This is a genomic window from Flavobacterium flavipallidum (assembly GCF_038289905.1).
In the GTDB taxonomy this organism is placed as follows: domain Bacteria; phylum Bacteroidota; class Bacteroidia; order Flavobacteriales; family Flavobacteriaceae; genus Flavobacterium; species Flavobacterium flavipallidum.
The window spans coordinates 142,699-163,778 of record NZ_JBBYHU010000004.1 but is presented as its reverse complement, the minus strand read 5'-3'; the positions used below and the strand labels follow the sequence as shown (position 1 = coordinate 163,778).

Sequence of the window (21,080 nt, the reverse complement as noted above, 5' to 3'; positions counted from 1 at the left end):
AAAAACAATTGTTTATCAGCAAAATTTAATCTTTTAAAAGCCCAAAATTCTGTTAAAAAAGCTGTCAACCCTCCATTATTGTATGTATTTTCTTTTCTCCCAAAAAAGGTTCAATATGAATTCTTAGTAAAGTTAAAGCATATACAAATGCCGGAGCTGCAATTCGCATCGCTGCATGATTAATAGTGAGAAGCCAAAAAATATAAAAAGAAAAGAAATAAATATTTTGATAATTAATTAGATACAAAATTAACGGTGTAACAAAAAGAATAAGCAGAATTAAAACACCAAACATTCCATGTTCGGCCAATAACCTTGTAATTTCATTATGTGAAGCAGCCTCTTGTCCTAGCATTTGTTCCCTAAACGATTTCCCCATTCCAATACCCACTCCCATAACCGGATTTTCTTTAAAAAGTTCTAATTCGGTTCCAATTATTTGTTCGCGTCCACCCAAACGATCATTTTTCATACGACCTTTAACATCCTGATTAGCATATCTTTTAGAAATCAAACCACTGGTTTGAAAAACACTATAAGACCAAACGCTAATCGCCAAAACACTACTTAAAATAACAATCCACTTTAATTTTCTTTTTCCCCTACTATTCGAGAACAAATAAGCAACGAATAACAACGCAAGAATCATTGCAAATCCCGTAATTACCCCTCCCCTTGAAAAAGTTACAATTGCTCGGTAACTACAAAATACGAACAAAAAAAGATTCAACAGAATCATTTTCTTTGTTTTAGAAATAAAAACCATCTGACAAAAAAACACAAACATACCTAGTCCAAGGGCAGTTGCAACTTGATTAGGACCAAAACCACCTGAAGTTGTAAAATTAGACTGCGTTCCTGTAACTACATCACGAACCGTAGGATTGTACAATACCAAATAAGTCAAAGTAGCAATAATCGGCAAACCTAAAAGTACAATTACATTTTGCATTTGTCGTAATGTAAGCTGTCGTTGATAACAATACATGGCAGTTAAACCTAAACAAACAGGCCCAGAAATATTAAAAGTTATCACCTTTCTTATTTCCACATCAAGATTTGGATTACTCATTGTAAGCAAAACTCCAGGAATCAACAATAAAAAATAAAACCAATAAATAATACTGTTTTTAGAAAAACCACTCAAAACAAAACCCAGCAACATCAGCATTGAAACAACAGTTTTCACATATTCATTATTCAAACTCCCACCTGTCATTCTAATAAAAACTTCCGCGCCTACAAGATATGCCGAAACATACAAAACCTCATTATTCTTATTGTTTTTATTGATTACATAATAAGTACCTAAAACAACAATCAAAACAGCATAAATCTTAGATAGAAAAGGAACAAAAAAAAGGACAAATGCTATACCTGTATGAATGGCAATAAGTTTTATATAATCGATTTCAGATTTATCCATGTACAATAGTTGTTTGAATCCAATAAATATATTTTTTTATAATAACAGGAGCAGAAAATCTTGAGTTTACTTTTTGGTGTAATAAGCCTGCAAAATCATTCCGTAGTGTTTTATTTTCAATCAACTGAACTAAACCGGAATAGAATAAATCGATATTATTTGAAGGCACCAAAAAACCATTTTTGTTATTTTCTATAATAGCACTCAATTGACCTACATCGGTTGTAATAACTGCTTTTTTTAATAAACCATACTCTAAAACTGCTAAAGGCAAACCTTCTGAATCAGAAGTCAAAACAGCTATTTCTATTTGATCCAAAACATTAGCTACATCTAAACAGGAACCATAAACATAAACATGCTGTTCCAAACCTCTGTCCTTAATTGCAGCTTTCAATTCGAGAGCATAACTATCCTGAAAATCTTTTCCCACTAAATGAAAAGTCCAATCCGGATGGGAGCCCCTTAATTGAGAAGCTACTTCAATTAACATCAAATGATTTTTCTGCCGACGTAAATTGGCTAAACAAAGGATTCGTTTTCCAGCTTCTCCTTTCAAATTTGTCTTAATCACTTTTACCTTATCAATAGCAACAAAATTAGGCAAATAAATTCCGTTTTGGGAATATAAATATTCTTGTGTCCATTCTTTCAAAATCTCATTTACAGCAATTGTTCCATTAAAAAGATAACTCGCTAATTGCAAGGCATACTTTGGCCGTTTAATTACAAAATCACTATTCCCATAATGATCATGCCAAATGATTTTCAGCTTAGGCAAAGTCATCTTAACCAATACCGCTAAAAAAAAAGAAGAACTATGGGCGTGAATCAATTGAATTTGATTCTTTAGAATATATTCACGGAGTTTCAACACCGCCATAAAATCGACTGTGTTTTTTTTATTTAAAAACAAATAATGTACTTTATCATCCAATTGCTTTATAAGAACACCTTCTTTTCGGCTTGCTACCAAACCCGAAAATTCAATTGCTACCGACAACGCATTAGCATAATTTACTGCCATACGCTCAGCGCCACCAGCGTCTAAGGAATCAATTAGTTGCACAATTCTCATTATCGCAAAAGTTTTTTAATCTCCGTCCCAAAATATTCTATGGTATATTTTCGAGACCACTCCATTGCAGCTTTACTCTTTTCTTCAAAAATAACAGCTTGCCTGATTAATTCATAAACAACATCAGAATCATGTTTCAAATCCATTTGAAGCAAAACACCTCGATTTCCATAATCCAACATATAAGACACACAAGAAACTGCAGTTGCCAATGGGACACAACCCCAAAACATGCCTTCGGCAATGGCTTTTGGCCAACCTTCACTTTTAGAAGCTAAAACAACAAAATGACTCTCCCGATAGGCTTTTTTAAGTACTTGCTGATTTTGATTTCCATGTAAAAAGACACAATCACTGAGTTTTTGCATTTCAATATAATCCTGCAAAAGGGATCTCTGTGGACCCTCTCCAAAAATATCTAAATGGATATTAAGATTATTGTGTCTTAGTTGTTCCAAAAGCTGTACTGCATACAATGGATTTTTCCCCCCGACCAAAGTTCCCACAAAAAGCATTCGTATTTCCCCATTTGGTTTCACTGATTTTATTGCTGTTTTCTCTTCGTTTTCAGAATAAGAAGCCGTAAAAAACGGCAGAATATTTGGAGAGGAATTGGGCCATTTCCCATAAACCAAAACCTTCATTTTTTTAGTCAAAAAAGTATTGGATAAAATCCATTTTTGCAGGCAATAACTCAAGGGTTGTTTGGACTTTGGATCCCAATTACCGGCATATTTGGCAGTTTTAGTTTTAGAAGGAAATAAAATCTGAACCACACAAGCCAACAAACCTATATTTCCCGGACAACGCAAATGAATATGATCAGCTTGTTGCATGGCTTTGAAAATGATGATTATATTTTTCAAAATTACTTTTACTGAATAAAAAGCCGATTTAAAATTCTTGACATTAAATTCTGAAAGAATAATATTTTCTAAAGTTGAAAATTGTATTTGCGATAACAACAAACCTCTATCTTCATTCCAAACCGGACAACAAAATTGAATTTCATCTGAATGTTTAGCCCATATTTCCATTTCTTTTTCATAGGGACTATACATAAAAAGCCTGTCGTTAATTTTAACAATTGGAGCAGAAGAAAATACTATTAATTTCATATTCTAAATGTAACCTTTGGAACCTTTGGAGGAAATTTTTACAGCGGGTACTCCTGATACAACACTATTTGGCTCTACATCTCTGGTAACTAATGAGCAGGCACTTACAACGACATTACTTCCTACACTAATATTCCCTGCAACAACACAATTAGCACCTAAATACACATTATTACCAATTGTAGGCACTCCTCTATTCTCATTTAAACCCGAGACACCAATTGTAACCCCCTGTGAAATATTACAATTATTCCCTATTACAACATTTGCATTAATTATAATACCTCCGAAATGACCAATATAAAAAGAATGCCCAATTTTTGCCGAAGCTGGAATGCAAATTCCTGTTAATATCTCAATACATTTTTGCCAAATTAAACATAAAACACCAAGTATATCTTTCACAACAGGGAATTTCAATAGGGAAACAAAATGAGCAATACGATACTGAAATACAGCCCAAAAACCCTGAGTAAAAAAAAGTATAGAAATAAAATTTCCTCCATACTTCTTATACTTTGTATAATCTGAATATATCAATTGAAATAAATTCATCATTATTTCGGAATATTAATTATCAAACTGATCCAGCCCACAAAACGCCCTAAAGATTCCGTGAAAGCCGCTTTTTTATTTTTTGTGGTAAAACTATTTGAAAATCGAATAACCATCAATAACAATGTAATAGCATGCCACTTAAACATATCCTCAACTAATGGATTAGAATTTTTCACCCTCCAAACATACCAGCCATTTCTAACAACCATTTTACCGTAACGGTAGTGATTTGGTCTTCCTGATGGTTCATGATAATGATTTAGTTGTGCTGCTGTATTTAAATATAATTTTCCCTTTTTAGCTAATCGCAAACAAAAATCGGCGTCTTCATACAAACCATAACCTTCAAAATAAGTTGAAAATTGATTGTCATCAAAAATGTTTTTTCGAAAAGACGAAACTCCTCCCATAAACATTTCAACTTCGTATATTTTATTACTTGGTGGTAGAAAACCCACACTACGTCCATGTGAAAACAATGGTGACACTCCAGGAGCGCAATCACTACCCAAACCTATTTTTTTTCTTAAAACAAATCGGGAACTTTCCTTTCTTCGCCATCCGTCAAAATAAAAATCCTGTGTTTTTGCCTGATAACTATCCCCGACAAACTCCCATTGAATTTCGTTATCGATATAACCTCCCACACCTAAAGCTTTTGGATAAACAGTATAGGTTTTAATTAATTGCTCAAAATAATCCGGTTCTAAAACCGTATCATCATCCAAAAAACAAACAATTTCAGAAGCATCAGCCACTTTGGAAATTCCAAAATTACGTTGCTTGGTCAAACCTCTGTTTTCTTCTGAAACTAAAAAATAACTCAGGTTTTGAAATGGATTCCTTTTTAAAAGAGCCTCTGTTTCCTGATTTAAAGAACCATCAATGATTACAATTTCATCCGGATATAAGCTTTGTTCCTGAACCGATTGCAACAAACGTAACAAAGGTTCCGGACGCATGTAAGTACATATAATTAATGAAAATTTCATGATTCGCTATTTAATTGAGTCGCCCAAAAAACACTCTGTTTCCATTGTTTTCTAAAATACAAAAGATAACGTATAGGATTCTTAATTTTTTGATGTTTATAGTATTTCAAAAACAAAATGGTTTTGTATCCAAGGTTTTGTTCTTTTGTTTTATGTAAAATATGACTCAACATTACTGTAGGTGATGGTTTGGGCGGTATCAAATCGTTTTGCCATTTCAAAACAGCTTTAGTCCTAAATCCACCTACAGGTGCTTTTAAATGTAAAATTTTAGGTTCAGGTAAGAACAAAACATCCTGACCTAAATTTCTTAGTTGCATCCCAAAATCGACATCCTCTCCATAGCCAAATTCTAAACTCAAATTAAAATGGCATAATTTCAAAACTCTTTTGGCTACAATGCTGCAGCCTGAACCAAAACTCGACCATTGAAAAACCAAACTTAAGATGTTTTCTTCATTTTTTTGCAAACAATTCATAGATATTGCCGTAATCGCAAACTTATCAATATTTGTAAATGCTTTTTCAAAAAAAATATTTTCAAAACGGATATCATCATCTGCCAAAAAGACCCATTCGCTAGTTACTTTTGTCAAAGCCAAATTTCGTGCATGACAAGCTCCCGCCTGATGAGTAAATACACGTTCAATTTTAAAAGGCCAAAACTCAGTTTCTAAGTAATCTAATTCAGAAACACTTTCAGGAATAGGATTTTGCTCAACTATAATTACTTTTTCAGGTAATAATGTCTGTCTTGCTAAATCTTTTAGAACATCATACAAATAGGGTTTCCTACCAATAGTGGGTATAATTACATCAACTGTTTTATTTGAAACTACTTTTTTAGAAGACTCCACTTTTATGGCTTCCAAACAAAAATCCGGATTTCTTTTTTTAAACCCAAAAGACCATAAAAAAGGAAGCAGGGCTAATTGTCTCTCATAAATAATTAAATTTAGCAACAACAAAAATACCCAACGTTTTTTATAATGTTGTTTGACAAATCTAAAAAGAATAAAATTTGAAGTTTTACAAACTGGCTCAATCTTAGTTCCTTTTAAAAGTTTTGGTTCTGAATAACACAAAAGCCCTAAAGGCATTGCTAATTTAGCCAACGAATTCAGATAATAATCAAAATCCAAATCAAATGGAATTTTATCTCCTATATTTACTAAAACAGAAGCATGAATTATCCCAACGGAACCGCTCATTTGCCAAGTAGGGTAACTCACTTTTTTGTTAACATTTACAAATAGCGATTCATCGACATAACCTATCCCCCTATTGATATAATTAAAATCAGCCGGGCAATAGGAAAGCATTAATTTATCATGATGACAAATAGTTTCTAACTCGGCCTTATTTAAAAAAGCTTTACAATTTAAGTGACACCAAACAATCTTATCTTCTTTGTGTTTTTGAGCTAACAACGAAATCCCTTCCGCAATTGTAACTTTACCATTATAATCCAAAGAAACCCCTATTTGGTTTTCAACATGTACAATTTTAGCATTATTGTGATAAATAAAAATCAACATTTACTTCATTAGAGATTGATAAAAAGCCAAACTTTGTTGAGCCACTACTTCAATACTAAATTTTCGAATCACTTTTTCCCGGGCAGCAATTCCAAATTCATCTCGTTTTTGACTATTGGAAAGCAAGATATTAATTTTGGATGCAAATTCTACATGATTTTTAGGATGAACTAAAAAACCATTTATTTCATCATCTATAATATCTGTTGCCCAACCAATATTAGAAGCTACAATCGCTTTTTGCATTGCCATTGCTTCTATCCAGGAAACCGGTAAAGCTTCTGCAAAAGAAGGAAATACACAAACTGTTGCTTCATTAATATACTTTTGTATTTCATTATAAGGAACACTTCCCAAATAACTCACATTTAACTGTGCTTTTTCTGAAAATAAAGATTGCATCATTTTCCAAGTAGATTTTGAACCTGAAACAATATCTGATACATCTTTGCCAATTACAATTAATTTAGCTTCCGGGTTATTTTCTATCACTTCGTTAAAAATCAACGGTAATTCCAGTAAGCCTTTTTTTCTAATCAAACTCCCAAAATATAGAATGGTATCAGATGAAGGCTGAATCATTGGATCTTTTACAAAAGCGGCAACATCAATGGAATTGGGTATAATAGTATAGTCATTTTTTAATCCAAAAACTTCATTGGTTTTGTCGGCCGTATATTGACTGACTGAAATCAAAGCATTTGCCTTTTGAAGCGCTTTTTTTTCATGGAATTTATTTTTCCATTTTACTGGTCTCTGATCTAAATTACAAAAATAAGTATCCGAGCCATTCAAGCGAATTACAAGCGGACACTTTTTTGGCTGAATAAAAGAGGTAATTCCTGTCCAATCCGGAGCTTCTACCAAATCTATTTCTTTTGAATCATAGAGTTTCTCAATTAGATTTTCAATTTTTTTCCGGGTTAAAAACCATGACAAGCCTTTAAGCTTAACGTTCTTAATTTGATGAATTAAAACACCATTATCTTCAAAAATGCCATCTTTTTTTTGCCCATAAACTAAAACCCGAACTTGACAACCTTCTAACAAAAGTCCTTTAGCCAAGTTTTTTATACTTGTACCTATACCTCCTGAATGTGCTGTTTCAGCATGAGGATATTCCGGAGTTAGAAAAGCAATTTGCATATGACGGATTCTTTCTGCAATAATAGGAAACTTAGTTCTAATTTAATAATTATAACCCGTTAGGTGAAATTAGTTTTTGATGGTGATTTTTCGTCAGTTCGAGTGATTTTCGGTAGAAAATCGTATCGAGAACAAGAAAAATTTTATTAAAAACGGTTCTCGATACATTTTTTGTTTCGTTTCACTACACAAAAAACACTCGAACTGACGTTTTTAATAATTTCACCCAACGGGTTAATTATAATGGTTGTCAGTTATCAGAATAGGATATGCTTTCTATTTTTTGCACAGCTATAAGCTGTTTTTAGTTGTGGCTTGTATCCTTCGACAAGCTCAGGATGACAGTATGAGGTTTGGGTTGCATTTGGTGGCAATTAAGAATTTTGCGATTCCCTTCCCGTTTTTACACACCCCTAGCCCCTCTTAAAGAGGGGAATAAATTTCGTGGTAATTGAGTTTGTAGTATTTTAAAATGGGGCAGTTGTATCAGATTGCTTAGAAAAAAAATCCTGAATGATTCTGGCTGTGAATATTCTCGCTCCTGTATCATTCATATGTCCGCAAGATGAAAAATATTGATCTTCTTTTACCACATTTTCATAATTATGAATTTCAGGATAGGCTTGTTTTACTTTTTCAAAATAATCAATCCCTTTCGTATTTTCACACATAGGTGTCATTACTGGGATAAATTGAATATTATTGGCTAAGCAAATCGCCTTTATATCTTCGTAATATTTATTTTGTAACGGTTTTAAGGAACGAATATCATTTTTCATATTTCCTTTTTTATTTCCCAAAGCATAATATCCTCCATGATCTAATAATTTTGATTTTTTATTCATAAAGCTAAAAAACATTTCTCTAAAACCTATTTTTGTTTCATATTTCACATAACGATAAAATGGGATATAATATAACTCCTTAAAATTGACTTCATTTTCAAAATGCTCTTTAATGATTTCCGAATTGTGAATATAAGGCAAAAATCCTGCTGCTATACCTTCAGCTTTATGTTCATTCGACAAATTCAAATCGGCTTCCAGAATGACGGTTTTGATTTTGTAATGGCGTTCCATCATTAATTTTAGCAATAAATCAGCTTCAAATAAATGTCCGCCACTCATACCATAATTAAAGGTTTTCAGACCTTTTTTTTCGAACATTTCGGAAACAAAATGATTGTTGGCACGGGAAGAGCCTAAAATTACGACATCATAATTTCTGGCTTTGGAATTGTAAACAGCTTCTATTTTATTTCGCTTGTTTGTCTGTAAATAAACTGTAGTATAAGCATAGTCTAATACCACCGCTAATAAGATGACGATGAAAAAGCTTTTTATAGTAAAATATATAAATTGTTTCATTAGTTTTTATTGTTATAACCTAGATTTCTTTTTCCTTTCCCTAAGCCCTAAAGGGGAAAAAGAAATTAGAAAGTTATAAATTTTCGGCTCCCTTTAGGGCGGGGTAAACGAAAATTTGGGTTAATCATGTCTTTTCTTTGTTCCTAATATTTCTTTTTCCTTCCCCAGCCCTAAAGGGTGGGAAAAAGAAATTAGAACGTTATAAATTTTCGGCTCCCTTTAGGGCTGGGGTAAAACGAAAATTTATATTCTTTACTTTTTTTCTTTCTTTATCCCGAATATTTCTTTTTCTACCCCTACCCCTAAAGGGGGAAAAAGAAATTAGAAAGTTATAAATTTTCGGCTCCCTTTAGGGGCGGGGTAAAACGAAAATTTACATTCTTTACTTTTTTACTTTCTTTATCCCGAATATTTCTTTTTCCTTCCCCAGCCCTAAAGGGGAAAAAGAAATTAGAAAGTTATAAATTTTCGGCTCCCTTTAGGGGCGGGGTAAACGAAAATTTATATTCTTTACTTTTTTTCTTTCTTTATCCCGAATATTTCTTTTTCCTTCCCCAGCCCTAAAGGGTGGGAAAAAGAAATAAGACGTTTTTATTTTAAATAGGTTTTAATTTTTTCAACAACATCTGGTAAATTTAATAGTATCTCTTCATTAGTAAATCGAATTACTTTTAATCCTTGAAATTCGATATCTGCTGTTCTTTTTTGATCCAATATTTGTTGTTCCTCATCCAAATGATATTTTCCGTCTATTTCGATTACTAACTGAAGCGCATGACAATAGAAATCAGCGACATAAATACTAATCGGATGCTGCCTTCTAAATTTATATCCTGCTATCTGATTATCTTTAACAGCCAACCATAGTTTTTCTTCTGCTTCCGTTTGATTCTCTCTTAACTTTTTAGCATTTGAAAAAATTTGTGGAGATGCTCCTTTCCACATATTATCAGATTGATTTTTGTTTTTGTCCATATAATTATGTTTTATAATTATGTAACAATTTCTTTTTCTACCCCTACCCCTAAAGGGGAAAAGAAATTAGAACGTTATAAATTTTCGTCCCCTTTAGGGCTGGGGTAAACGAAAATTTGGGTTAATCATGTCTTTTCTTTGTTCCTAATATTTCTTTTTCCTTCCCCAGCCCTAAAGGGGAAAAAGAAATTGGAACGTTATAAATTTTCGGCTCCCTTTAGGGCTGGGGTAAAACGAAAATCTAAATCACATTTTCCTAAATTTTCGCTCCCTTTAGGGCGGGGTAAACGAAAATTTAAAACTGAAAATAAATAAATTCTTTATAATCAGAATAAGTTCCTAAGGCGATAATTGACGCTAAACAAAGCGCAAGTTTTACCGTTTGGTATTTTCCTGAAATCGGTTCTTCTTTAATGCGATTGTTCCATTCGACCATTACAAAAGCCAAAATCATGAGTACCAATTCATAATTGTAACGTTCATTGGCTAAATATTGCGAAACAAATTCACCATTAATAAACATTTTTTGCAAATAGTAAAAAGCATCACTAATAGTACTGGCTCTGAAAAATACCCAGGCCAAACAACTCAAAGCAAATGTCAGCAGGATATTGAGAACTACTTTTACTGATTCCCAACTTCTATCCAAAACCACCGTATCAATATTATTGCGATTGGATTTTCTTAAAAGTAAAGGCAAAAAGTATAGGGCATTGATAAAGCCCCAAATCACATAAGTCCAATTGGCTCCATGCCAAAAACCACTCACCAAAAAGATGATAAAGGTATTTCTGATTTTCATCCAGAGTCCGCCCTTACTTCCACCTAGAGGGATGTACAAATAATCCCGAAACCAGGAAGAAAGCGAAATATGCCAACGGCGCCAAAACTCGGCGATATCTCTTGAAAAATAAGGATAATTAAAATTTCGCAACAACTCTAAGCCAAACAATTTCGACATTCCTAAAGCCATATCCGAATAGCCTGAAAAGTCACCGTAAATTTGGAAAGCAAAATAAACAGCCCCCAAAATAAGCGACAAAGAATTCATAGAAGGGTAATGATCAAAAATCGCATTGGCATAGGTCGCACAAGTATCGGCGATGACGACCTTCTTGACTAATCCCCAAATAAATTGGTAGATTCCGGCCTTAGCCTGTTCAAAATCAAAACTTCTTTTTTCCTTAATTTCCGGCAACAAATGCGTGGCTCTTTCAATTGGCCCTGCCACCAAAAGCGGAAAATAGCTCACAAAAAGGGAATAATCGACAAAATTGTATTCGGCTTTGATTCTTTTGTAATAAATATCAATTACATACGACAAACCGTGAAAGGTATAAAATGAAATTCCAACAGGCAAAACTACATCCAGTAAGAATGGAGATGTTTTCAAACCCACTCCATTCAACAATTCAGCAAAAGAAGCTGCAAAAAAATTATAGTATTTAAAAAGTCCCAAAAAGCCTAAATTGACTCCGATACTCAGCCAAAACCAAAATTTGCGACCACTTTCTTTTTGGCTTTTTTCAATACGAATTCCGGTATAATAATCTAAAAAAGTAGAGAAAACCAGCAGAAAAAGAAAACGCCAATCCCAACAGGAATAAAAATAATAACTGGCAATAATCAAGAGACTGTTTTGTGTGGTTTTGTTTTTATTGAATACAAACCAGTAGAGCACAAAAACTATTGGTAGGAATATGGCAAAAGTTAGGGAGTTGAAGAACATTTTTCGGTTAAGAATTAGGAGTTATGTGCTGCAAATTTAACAAAGACATTATCTAAAAAAAGCATATAAAACGAACATTAAACTCTTTTTCAAATTTTCTTTTTTGCTTGATCAAAAAAGAAACAAAAAAATCAAGTCTTATACTCCCTCGTCGGTCAAATTTGTTTTTGAATGCTAAAAGAAAAGAACTCGCTACGCTCAAACAGCTTTTCTTTTTACGCATTCTTCAAACATTTGACACTCGACTGCGGAAGCAAAGGACAAATAACTATCTTAAGACCAATTTCAATAAATACAAACACAAAAATTAAATTGAATTATCTTTCATCTACAATCCTATCTATAGCATCCCAAATTTTCTCAGAAGCCTGAGTAGGTGTTTCACCGGCTACGACTTGATACCATTTTTTACCTTCGGAAACATTGGATAATTCGCCTTTAAGTATCGCTTCTATTTGATCGACCAATTGATTTTTAGCTGTACAAAAAATAACAGCATCCTGACTTGGCATAGATCTAAAATGCACATATTTATAATTCTGACCAATATCACGAATTCCTTTTTTTAATTGGGGTTGTTCATAATTGTAATAAATACAAGGCTTATTATGTGCCACAAAATCAAAAACGGTTGAAGAACAAACATTGGTCACCAATTCAGAATGCGCACAAACATTATGTAATAATTTCAAATCGGCTTTGGTGGGGAAAACTTCATTCCAGTTCTTTCCACTTGCCTGCCATAGCGGGTCTATTACCGCAATAATATCTTTATTAGCATTTAAAACTTCGTCATATCTGGAAGTGGTATCTACCGGACATTTACGGTAAATAATACCCAATTGATGGCCTTTACTATTCAGGCTTCGAACCGCATTGGCTAAATCTTCCAAATAATATTGGTCTAAAGGCGAAGTCGTTTCATCATCACCGGAAAAACAGATGTATTTTTTATCTACATCCAAATGGTATTGTTCAAAAAATGTTGCTCTGCTTTCTAATAGGGATGTATCATAATGCGGTTCAAACTGCGGTGTTCCGGTAACAAACAATTGGTTTTCTTTAATAAAAGGATAGTATTGCAGCATTTCCTTTTGCATTAAATCACTCCACACACAATAATAATCGGTTTCAACCAACTGCATCGCTTTAGGCACATTATCCCAGGAATATACAAATGTTAAAGTTGGAATTCCTAAATCCTGAGCTGCTAATAAAGCACTTATGGATTGGGTTGCTCGTTGGGTAGTACAAAACACCAAATACGGTTTAATTTGCTCTAATTGATTTTTACAGTACTGGTATTTTTCGGTAGCACGCTCCAGACTATTAATTCTTTTGCGAATGCGAAGAATTCCTTTTTCAGAAGAATTCAACCCGATAAGCAACCTGATAAACAAAGTCATCAAGGTATTTTTTAGCCCATTATAATTAAAAGGAAACTTATACGTTTGGTAGACATTATCCTGAAACTTTTTAGTGGCTACATTCAGTTCAATGTGTTTTCGAATACGACAATAATAGGAAGTTAGAGGATGTAACTTATGCGTTTCAATTTTTACTTCCTCATAACCCAATGCATCCTGCAATGGAAACGCAGTATTATTCCAGTATATAATTTGATTGCCCCGCTGCTCCCCCAGTTCCTTAAATTGGGTAAAAGCAAAATTGCGTAGCCCTACTCCGTCAGGAAAAAATACAAGTATTTTTTTGTTCATTGATTGGATTACTTTTAGGACTACAAACCTAGTATTTTTTTATCTATTTAACACTATTCGAACTGTCAGGTCGAGTGCAGTCGAGACCCTTTATGATAAAAAAACTTAACATCACTCTCCTTTGCGCCAGAGGTGACAGAAATCAACTTCAATCACTATGTCAGGTCGAGCGAAGTCGAGACCTTTTATGATAAAAAAACTTAACATCACTCTCCATTGTGCTCGAGGTGACAGAAATCAACTTCAATCACTATGTCAGGTCGAGTGCAGTCGAGACCTTTTATGATAAAAAAACTTAACATCACTCTCCTTTGCGCCAGAGGTGACAGAATTCAACTTCAATCACTATGTCAGGTCGAGCGCAGTCGAGACCTTTTATGATAAAAAAACTTAAAATCACTCTAAACTTCTCCAGAGGTGACAAATTCAACCAAAACATTATGTCAGGTCGAGTGCAGTCGAGACCTTTTATGATAAAAAAACTTAACATCACTCTCCATTGTGCTCGAGGTGACAGAATTCAACTTCAATCACTATGTCAGGTCGAGCGCAGTCGAGACCTTATTTCATTCTTTTTCTTCTTCATTTTTCAAGTTATACTTATAATGAGTTGCATTTCTACACTCTGCTAAACTTTGCAGTTCATCATATTTTTCATCAATAAGTGCTTGTTTCTTTGCTCTACTCCATTTTTTTATTTTCTTTTCAAATTCAATTGCCTGATTTGGATCCGTAAAATCCTGACAAAAAACTAATTCTACAGGCCTTCTACTATGAGTATATGCTTCTGGATATTTCCCTCCATTATGTTCCAAAACTCTTCTTTCAATATCAGAAGTAATTCCAACATACAAAGAATCATCAGCGCATTTTAAAATATAAACATAATAGAATTTCATGTAAAACACATTTTTACTTTTAAAAAAGCCTCTCGACTGCGCTCGAGGTGACAAAAATCAACCAAAACATTATGTCAGGTCGAGCGCAGTCGAGACCCTTTATGATAAAAAACTTAACATCACTCTCCATTGTGCTCGAGGTGACAGAATTCAACTTCAATCACTATGTCAGGTCGAGCGCAGTCGAGACCTTTTATGATAAAAAAACTTAAAATCACTCTCCATTGTGCTCGAGGTGACAAAAATCAACCAAAACATTATATCAGGTCGAGCGCAGTAGAGACCTTTTATGATAAAAAAACTTAACATCACTCTCCTTTGCGCCAGAGGTGACAGAAATCAACTTCAATCACTATGTCAGGTCGAGCGCAGTCGAGACCCTTTATGATACAAAAACTTAACATCACTCTCCTTTGCGCCAGAGGTGACAGAAATCAACTTCAATCACTATGTCAGGTCGAGTGCAGTCGAGACCCTTTATGATAAAAAAACTTAACATCACTCTCCTTTGCGCCAGAGGTGACAGAATTCAACTTCAATCACTATGTCAGGTCAAGCGCAGTCGAGACCCTTAATGATAAAAAAACTTAACATCACTCTCCATTGTGCTCGAGGTGACAGAATTCAACTTCAATCACTATGTCAGGTCGAGCGCAGTCGAGACCTTTTATGATAAAAAAACTTAACATCACTCTCCATTGTGCTCGAGGTGACAAAAATCAACCAAAACATTATGTCAGGTCGAGCGCAGTCGAGACCTTTTATGATACAAAAACTTAACATCACTCTCCTTTGTGCTCGAGGTGACAGAAATCAACTTCAATCACTATGTCAGATCGAGCGCAGTCGAGACCTTTTATGATAAAAAAAACTTAACATCACTCTCCTTTGCGCCAGAGGTGACAGAAATCAACTTCAATCACTATGTCAGGTCGAGCGCAGTCGAGACCCTTTATGATAAAAAACTTAACATCACTCTCCTTTGCGCCAGAGGTGACAGAATTCAACTTTAATCACTATGTCAGGTCGAGCGCAGTCGAGACCCTTTATGATAAAAAACTTAACATCACTCTCCTTTGCGCCAGAGGTGACAGAATTCAACTTCAATCACTATGTCAGGTTGAGCACAGTCGAGACCTTTTATGATAAAAAAACTTAACATCACTCTCCATTGTGTTCGAGGTGACAGAATTCAACTTCAATCACTATGTCAGGTCGAGCGCAGTCGAGACCTTTTATGATAAAAAAACTTAACATCACTCTAAACTGCTCCAGAGGTGACAAAATGGATTTCAATTAAATAATTACAAGATTCAGCCTTTCCTATACTTCAATTTCTCCCTTTGTACAGCCTCAATTGGCAAAACATCAGCGCTCTTAAATGTCAATGCTGAATAAACCGCATTCAAATCGCGACTTAATTTTCTCAAACCCATTGGTTCCAAAGAAGCCGCATGATCTGTCCCTTTCCAGGTACGGTCAAGTGTATAATGTCTTTCAATAATATTAGCTCCTAAAGTATAGGCGGCAACATCAACCGCAATACCGAGATGATGTCCCGAAAAGCCAATGTGTTTTACTTTATCGCCATAATTCGCTATCAGCAAATTAATATCCAGCAAACAAACATCTTCAAATGGCACTGGATAACCTGAGGTACAGTTGTACAACACCAAATCCTGATTGCGTTTATTTTGAATAAAGAAATTAACCACTTCAGCTGTTTCGTCCTTTGTAGTCATACCGGTTGAAATATGAATCTCTCCCCGATAATTTTCACAAAGCCATTGAAGCATTTCAAAATTATTATTACATGCCGATGGAATTTTAATAAATTCGGGGTGTAAAGAAGCAATTTCCTTGGCTGAGGTCAAATCCCAAACTGAAGTGGAATAGGTAATCCCAATAGATTCACAATAGTTTTTTAATTCGGCGTGTTGCTCCACATCAAACTCCAAAAATTCTCTATGAGCTCCATAGGTCTCACCATAAGCATTCGAACTATTAGGATGTGGGGCATTGTACTGTGCTTCGGTTAGTAATTCTTTGTTATTCCTTTTTTGGAATTTAACAGCATCGGCATTGCAAAATATTTTTGCAATTTTGATGAGCTCTTTTGCTATTTCGATTTCTCCTTTGTGGTTACAACCTATTTCGGCAATCACATAAGGTTTTTTATAGTCGTTCATTTTTTGTTGTTTGTTGTTTTACACAGCCCTAGCCCCTCTAACTCTAGTTACTATTTTTATTTGGAATCGTTGAATCTTCGATTTCAAGAGGGGAATCTGATTGTGCAAATTACCTATTTTTGTTTTAATAGATAATCATTAATAAATAAGTATGATTTTTAAACTATACCGTTATTGTAATACGGGGACTAACTCCCCTCTGGAGCGGGGCTGGGGGTGTGTTTTTCAAATTCTTCAATATAAAACTCAATTGCCCGAATTACATTCTCCATATCTTTTAAAACCTCATTATCACTAAATCTCAAAATAGTAATTCCAAACTCATTCATCTTCTTTTCTTTTAGCCATAACTTGTAGATTAACAATTTACATCTAAAATTTACACACCCCTAGCCCCTCTCCAAGAGGGGAATCCGATTGTGCAAATTATTATGTTTTATTATAAAATGAACTCTTTTCTTTAAACAAACTATTCTGGCACACCCCTAACCCCTCTCCAGAGGGGAATCCGATTGTGCTAAATGAGAACTTCTATAGTAAATCAATACCGTTCATTGTATTTCATAATCCACTCACAGGCTTCTCTGATGGCTCCTTCGGCGGAGGGTTTTGTGAGAACACAATCGGCATGCTGTTTTATGATTTCGGTGGCATTAGCGGGAGTAAAAGACCAGCCCACAGCACAAATATTCGCCCAGTCATTGACATCATCTCCTATGTAGGCTAAGGCACCAAAAGAAATATTTCTAGTTTGGGTAAAATGTTGCAAGAAAGCATATTTGTCTTTTACTCCTAAAAAGGTATGTTCTATCTGTAATTTTTTCATGCGTTGGGCAACTAAAGGCGAATTTTCAGAAGTAATGACCACCACTTCTACTTGATGCTGGCGAAGGATTTCTAAGCCCATGCCATCACGCATATCAAAGGCTTTAGCCAACTCGCCTTCAGCGGAAAAAAAAACCTGTCCATTGGTAAACACGCCATCCACATCCAAAACAAGATAACCAATACGTTGGTGTTTTTTCGACTTTTTAAGGCGACTTGCCAGCAATTCTTCTGCTATTTTCCAATCGGTCATCGAATCGATTTCGACCAAAGTATTTTCAGGCATCTGAACTAATCCTATCTTAGCACTAACCCGATTTTTAGAATTTACAAAAGCTGCTTTAGTGGTTGCATATACCGCTCCGTTTTCTATTAATAAACCTTCAAAATCCTGTCGTCTTGGACGATTAAAAACATCATAATTTTGAGGTGTTCCATCTGCATTCCAGCTAAAACGATGGGTATTGACAACCGTTAAAGCCGAATCGTATTTTTCGTTTTCAATTTTAGCTAAAACAGCATTAATGTCGGATGCTGTGGTCAATGGTGAAGTAGCCTGCAACAAACACAGCACATCAAAATCATAGTTGATTTGCGCTGCAAATTCTACCATCGCACTTTCGGTTGAAGCCGTATCGGTAGCATTTTCAGCCGAACGCAATAATGCCTTCACTTTAGTTGTCCAATGGTATTCTTTGTTGATATAGTCAATAATTTCAATATCATCGGTAAACACATAGACTTCATCTAAATGGGAAAAAACAGCCTCGGTAAGCACCCATGAAAATAACGGACGCCCCAACATCTTTTTTTTATTTTTTCCCAGTATTCCTTTGGAATCTTTACGAAGCGGAATTATGGCTGTTTTTTTCATAAAAATCATTTCAAGATTTGACAAATCTATTTCTTTTTTTCCTTACAAAGGAATACATCATTCGAAACAAAATATTTTTTTCCAATGTTTTTTTCATTCTTAAATAAATTGTAAGATTCCTTTGTCTTGTTGAAAAAAACAATTGTGGGTAATTTGAATGAGGATAAAAATCTAGGTATTTGTTCCCATATTGTGATGGATCTCTGTGAACTTTGACCTTGTATTTCTTTATAAGTAAACTAAAAATTGATTGATCATGTCTATGCTCTACAAACCCTTCATAATTAGGAAACCCTAACTGGTTTTCTATATCTGTTACTATTCTATCGTCTTGAGCAAATTTCAACCATTCTTCAACAAATTTTAATGAAAACTCACTTTTTCTCCACAAACTAAATGTGGCCTGAATTTGATTTGTTTGAAAGAAATCAGCTCCATCACACCCTAGTAATTTAAAACAATCTCTTTTAGTCCATTTACTTTCAATATGTTGTAATTCAAAAGGCATAATATCAAAATCCATATCAAAACAACCTATCAATGAATCAATAGAATTTACAAAAACACTTCCAGAGTCACAATAAAATAAATATTCTCCATCTTGCATATTCAACAAAGCATCTCTTATTATATATGGTTTCCATATCCAATATCCGCCTCCTCTTTTTTGTTCAAGTATATGTTTGTTTTTTAAATAAAATAATTCATCTATATCATTTTGATTATATGATATAACCTTTTTTACTTTACCAATTCTTAAAGCTGATTGAGTATTTTTTTTTTGAGCTTGGGTATAAAATTCATTAGAGTAATTTATAATTGTAACCCTATTAGCAACTTTTCTATAATTATTACAAACTTTCATTTATTTAATACTTAGGATTTGGCAACTGCCTAATTTTTTTTAAAACTTTTGAATCAATTGGATTTCGATATTTTAAAACTTTCGTCAAATTAATAATAATAGTAAAAACAGATGAAAAAAAAGCAATAAAATAATTCCAATCTTTAAAAGCATACTTTTTAAAGTTATGTCCTAATAAACGACAAATTTTGTAAAACGGAAAAGGGTAATAAACCAAATAATAAAAAGCCGTATTTTTTAATTGTTTCCCAAATCGAAAATAGTTCCTGCCTGTTTTAAAACGTTCTTCCTTATTTACCCTATGGTTTACTGCTATGTAATTCGTATAAAGAATATCATATCCATTAGCTAATACTTCCATCGATACACAAGATTCCTCTCCATAAATATCTATCCATACGGGAAAACCACGAGTCAAATCATAAACGGATTTTCGGATAGCAAAACCACAACCCACAAACTCACTGCACAGATAATTAACAACTCCTTTTTCTTTTTGAGCCAAAGCTTCGTCTTCCGAATTAAAAATACCTTTGATTTCCTGAAAAGCCAACACCCCTACATTAGGATATTGATTGAACAGTTGCTCAGAAAGACTTATAAAATCAGAATTCAAAGGATGTGCATCATCATCCAGACCTATTAAAATTTGTCCTGTAGCTTTTGGGTATAAAATAGCTCTTGCCCCGGAAGCCCCAATACTTTTATAAGACTCGTGCCATTTTACCCAATTCAATTCATTTTTTAATTGGGTTGATTCATCAGTGAAACCATCCAAAAACACCAGTACTTCATGAATGGAAGTATCAATCATTCTTTCAAGTAACAACAAAGTTTTTTCAAGTTCTGATTTTCTATCTCTGGAAACAATTAAAATGGAAGCTTGCATGAATTATTTATAACATTAAGAATAATCTTTAATTAATTTCACTTATAAATATATAAAAGTACATCTTGAAAAGCCCCTATTTTAGGAAAAGAGGTTTTAATATTATATTCAAATCCAGAATCTTCAAATGGTTTTATAAAAGTTGAAAATGATGATTTTTTATTATTTATTTTATGATGGTATTCAATAATATATTTCTTTGAATTATTAATTTTTCCTGAAGAAACTAAATCAATTAACAGCTGATTTTCGGAACCTTCAATATCCACTTTAATTAAATCAACAGTATCATTTAAATAAGAAGACAATTTATGAGCTTGAATTTTAATATTGTTTTGTCCTCCTCTTTCTTTCAAAGTAGAAGCCAATAAAATTTCATTGTCATTTCCTGTATAAAAATCTATTTCTTCTGTTGTGTCAGACAAAGCTAAATTGTATAATTCTATCTTATCTAATTTATTCTGTTCTATATTTTTTTTTAAAAGATCAAATGCCCTGGGATTAGGTTCAAAAGCTACAATTGAACAATTTGGATAACGAAATTTAAAATACAATATTGACATTCCTATATTAGCTCCACAATCTATTATTTTTGGAGTCTGATTGTCTGACTGAAAAAAATAATCATTTGTAATAAAAATTTCTTTGAACAAAAGAATAATGGTGTTGTAACTATAAGCCGTCACCTTGAATCCAAATATTTCCTGACTTACTTCATTTTCATTTTTTCCAAAAACAGATTTAAGATACAATAAATTAAGAATCTTAAAAATAAGTGTTTTATCTTTAAAATTGTAATTTGCTCCTTTAGCAAGATAGAAATTTTTAGTTATATTTTTAATTATATTGTAGCCCCATTTAATCATAATTGTAATTTATTATTTGAATATTTTC

At 33.5% G+C, this 21,080-nt stretch carries 18 protein-coding genes; all 18 read right to left on the bottom strand.

The features are described from left to right. Positions 1 to 64 precede the first annotated feature (64 nt). The 18 genes from AAEO59_RS03815 to AAEO59_RS03730 all read right to left on the bottom strand — a co-directional run bounded on the left by AAEO59_RS03815 (position 65) and on the right by AAEO59_RS03730 (position 21,052). On the bottom strand, positions 65 to 1,426 hold the full coding sequence (locus tag AAEO59_RS03815; protein ID WP_341699413.1) for an O-antigen ligase family protein: 1,362 nt from the start codon (positions 1,424 to 1,426) through the stop codon (positions 65 to 67). After that, positions 1,419 to 2,504, bottom strand: coding sequence for a glycosyltransferase (locus AAEO59_RS03810; protein WP_341699412.1), 1,086 nt, complete (start codon positions 2,502 to 2,504; stop codon positions 1,419 to 1,421). Before AAEO59_RS03810 ends, AAEO59_RS03815 begins: the two co-directional genes overlap by 8 nt. After that, on the bottom strand, positions 2,504 to 3,622 hold the full coding sequence (locus tag AAEO59_RS03805; RefSeq protein ID WP_341699411.1) for a glycosyltransferase: 1,119 nt from the start codon (positions 3,620 to 3,622) through the stop codon (positions 2,504 to 2,506). Before AAEO59_RS03805 ends, AAEO59_RS03810 begins: the two co-directional genes overlap by 1 nt. A gap of 3 nt (positions 3,623 to 3,625) precedes the next feature. Next, positions 3,626 to 4,180 (bottom strand): serine O-acetyltransferase, encoded by a 555-nt coding sequence (locus AAEO59_RS03800; RefSeq protein WP_341699410.1) that lies wholly within the window; start codon positions 4,178 to 4,180, stop codon positions 3,626 to 3,628. Then, entirely contained in the window at positions 4,180 to 5,172 is a 993-nt protein-coding gene (locus tag AAEO59_RS03795) for a glycosyltransferase family 2 protein (protein ID WP_341699409.1), read from the bottom strand. The genes AAEO59_RS03800 and AAEO59_RS03795 overlap by 1 nt, the downstream gene beginning before the upstream one ends. Further along, on the bottom strand, positions 5,169 to 6,710 hold the full coding sequence (locus tag AAEO59_RS03790) for a glycosyltransferase family 2 protein (protein WP_341699408.1): 1,542 nt from the start codon (positions 6,708 to 6,710) through the stop codon (positions 5,169 to 5,171). The genes AAEO59_RS03795 and AAEO59_RS03790 overlap by 4 nt, the downstream gene beginning before the upstream one ends. Next, a complete protein-coding gene (locus tag AAEO59_RS03785) occupies positions 6,711 to 7,856 on the bottom strand; it encodes a glycosyltransferase family 4 protein (RefSeq protein WP_341699407.1) in 1,146 nt (381 codons plus the stop codon). A gap of 467 nt (positions 7,857 to 8,323) precedes the next feature. Further along, positions 8,324 to 9,223 (bottom strand): hypothetical protein, encoded by a 900-nt coding sequence (locus AAEO59_RS03780; protein ID WP_341699406.1) that lies wholly within the window; start codon positions 9,221 to 9,223, stop codon positions 8,324 to 8,326. Positions 9,224 to 9,814: 591 nt separating this feature from the next. Next, positions 9,815 to 10,198, bottom strand: coding sequence for an endonuclease domain-containing protein (locus AAEO59_RS03775; RefSeq protein WP_341699405.1), 384 nt, complete (start codon positions 10,196 to 10,198; stop codon positions 9,815 to 9,817). Between the two features lie 295 nt (positions 10,199 to 10,493). Further along, complete coding sequence (locus AAEO59_RS03770) at positions 10,494 to 11,927, bottom strand: MBOAT family O-acyltransferase (protein ID WP_341699404.1); 1,434 nt, start codon at positions 11,925 to 11,927, stop codon at positions 10,494 to 10,496. A gap of 317 nt (positions 11,928 to 12,244) precedes the next feature. Further along, a complete protein-coding gene (locus AAEO59_RS03765; RefSeq protein ID WP_341699403.1) occupies positions 12,245 to 13,645 on the bottom strand; it encodes a CDP-glycerol glycerophosphotransferase family protein in 1,401 nt (466 codons plus the stop codon). Between the two features lie 566 nt (positions 13,646 to 14,211). Further along, the gene (locus AAEO59_RS03760) at positions 14,212 to 14,544 is read right to left on the bottom strand and encodes a GIY-YIG nuclease family protein (protein WP_341699402.1); all 333 of its coding nucleotides are present in this window, start codon (positions 14,542 to 14,544) and stop codon (positions 14,212 to 14,214) included. Between the two features lie 1,313 nt (positions 14,545 to 15,857). Beyond that, positions 15,858 to 16,733, bottom strand: coding sequence for an N-acetylneuraminate synthase family protein (locus AAEO59_RS03755; RefSeq protein ID WP_341699401.1), 876 nt, complete (start codon positions 16,731 to 16,733; stop codon positions 15,858 to 15,860). A 188-nt stretch (positions 16,734 to 16,921) separates the two neighbouring features. Further along, positions 16,922 to 17,062, bottom strand: a complete 141-nt coding sequence (locus tag AAEO59_RS03750; RefSeq protein WP_341699400.1) for a PDDEXK family nuclease — start codon at positions 17,060 to 17,062, stop codon at positions 16,922 to 16,924. 212 nt (positions 17,063 to 17,274) lie between these two features. Next, a complete protein-coding gene (locus tag AAEO59_RS03745; protein WP_341699399.1) occupies positions 17,275 to 18,432 on the bottom strand; it encodes a cytidylyltransferase domain-containing protein in 1,158 nt (385 codons plus the stop codon). Between the two features lie 10 nt (positions 18,433 to 18,442). Then, the gene (locus AAEO59_RS03740) at positions 18,443 to 19,297 is read right to left on the bottom strand and encodes a hypothetical protein (protein WP_341699398.1); all 855 of its coding nucleotides are present in this window, start codon (positions 19,295 to 19,297) and stop codon (positions 18,443 to 18,445) included. A 4-nt stretch (positions 19,298 to 19,301) separates the two neighbouring features. After that, complete coding sequence (locus tag AAEO59_RS03735; protein WP_341699397.1) at positions 19,302 to 20,186, bottom strand: glycosyltransferase family 2 protein; 885 nt, start codon at positions 20,184 to 20,186, stop codon at positions 19,302 to 19,304. A gap of 38 nt (positions 20,187 to 20,224) precedes the next feature. After that, the gene (locus AAEO59_RS03730) at positions 20,225 to 21,052 is read right to left on the bottom strand and encodes an FkbM family methyltransferase (protein ID WP_341699396.1); all 828 of its coding nucleotides are present in this window, start codon (positions 21,050 to 21,052) and stop codon (positions 20,225 to 20,227) included. Between the last annotated feature and the right edge of the window lie 28 nt (positions 21,053 to 21,080).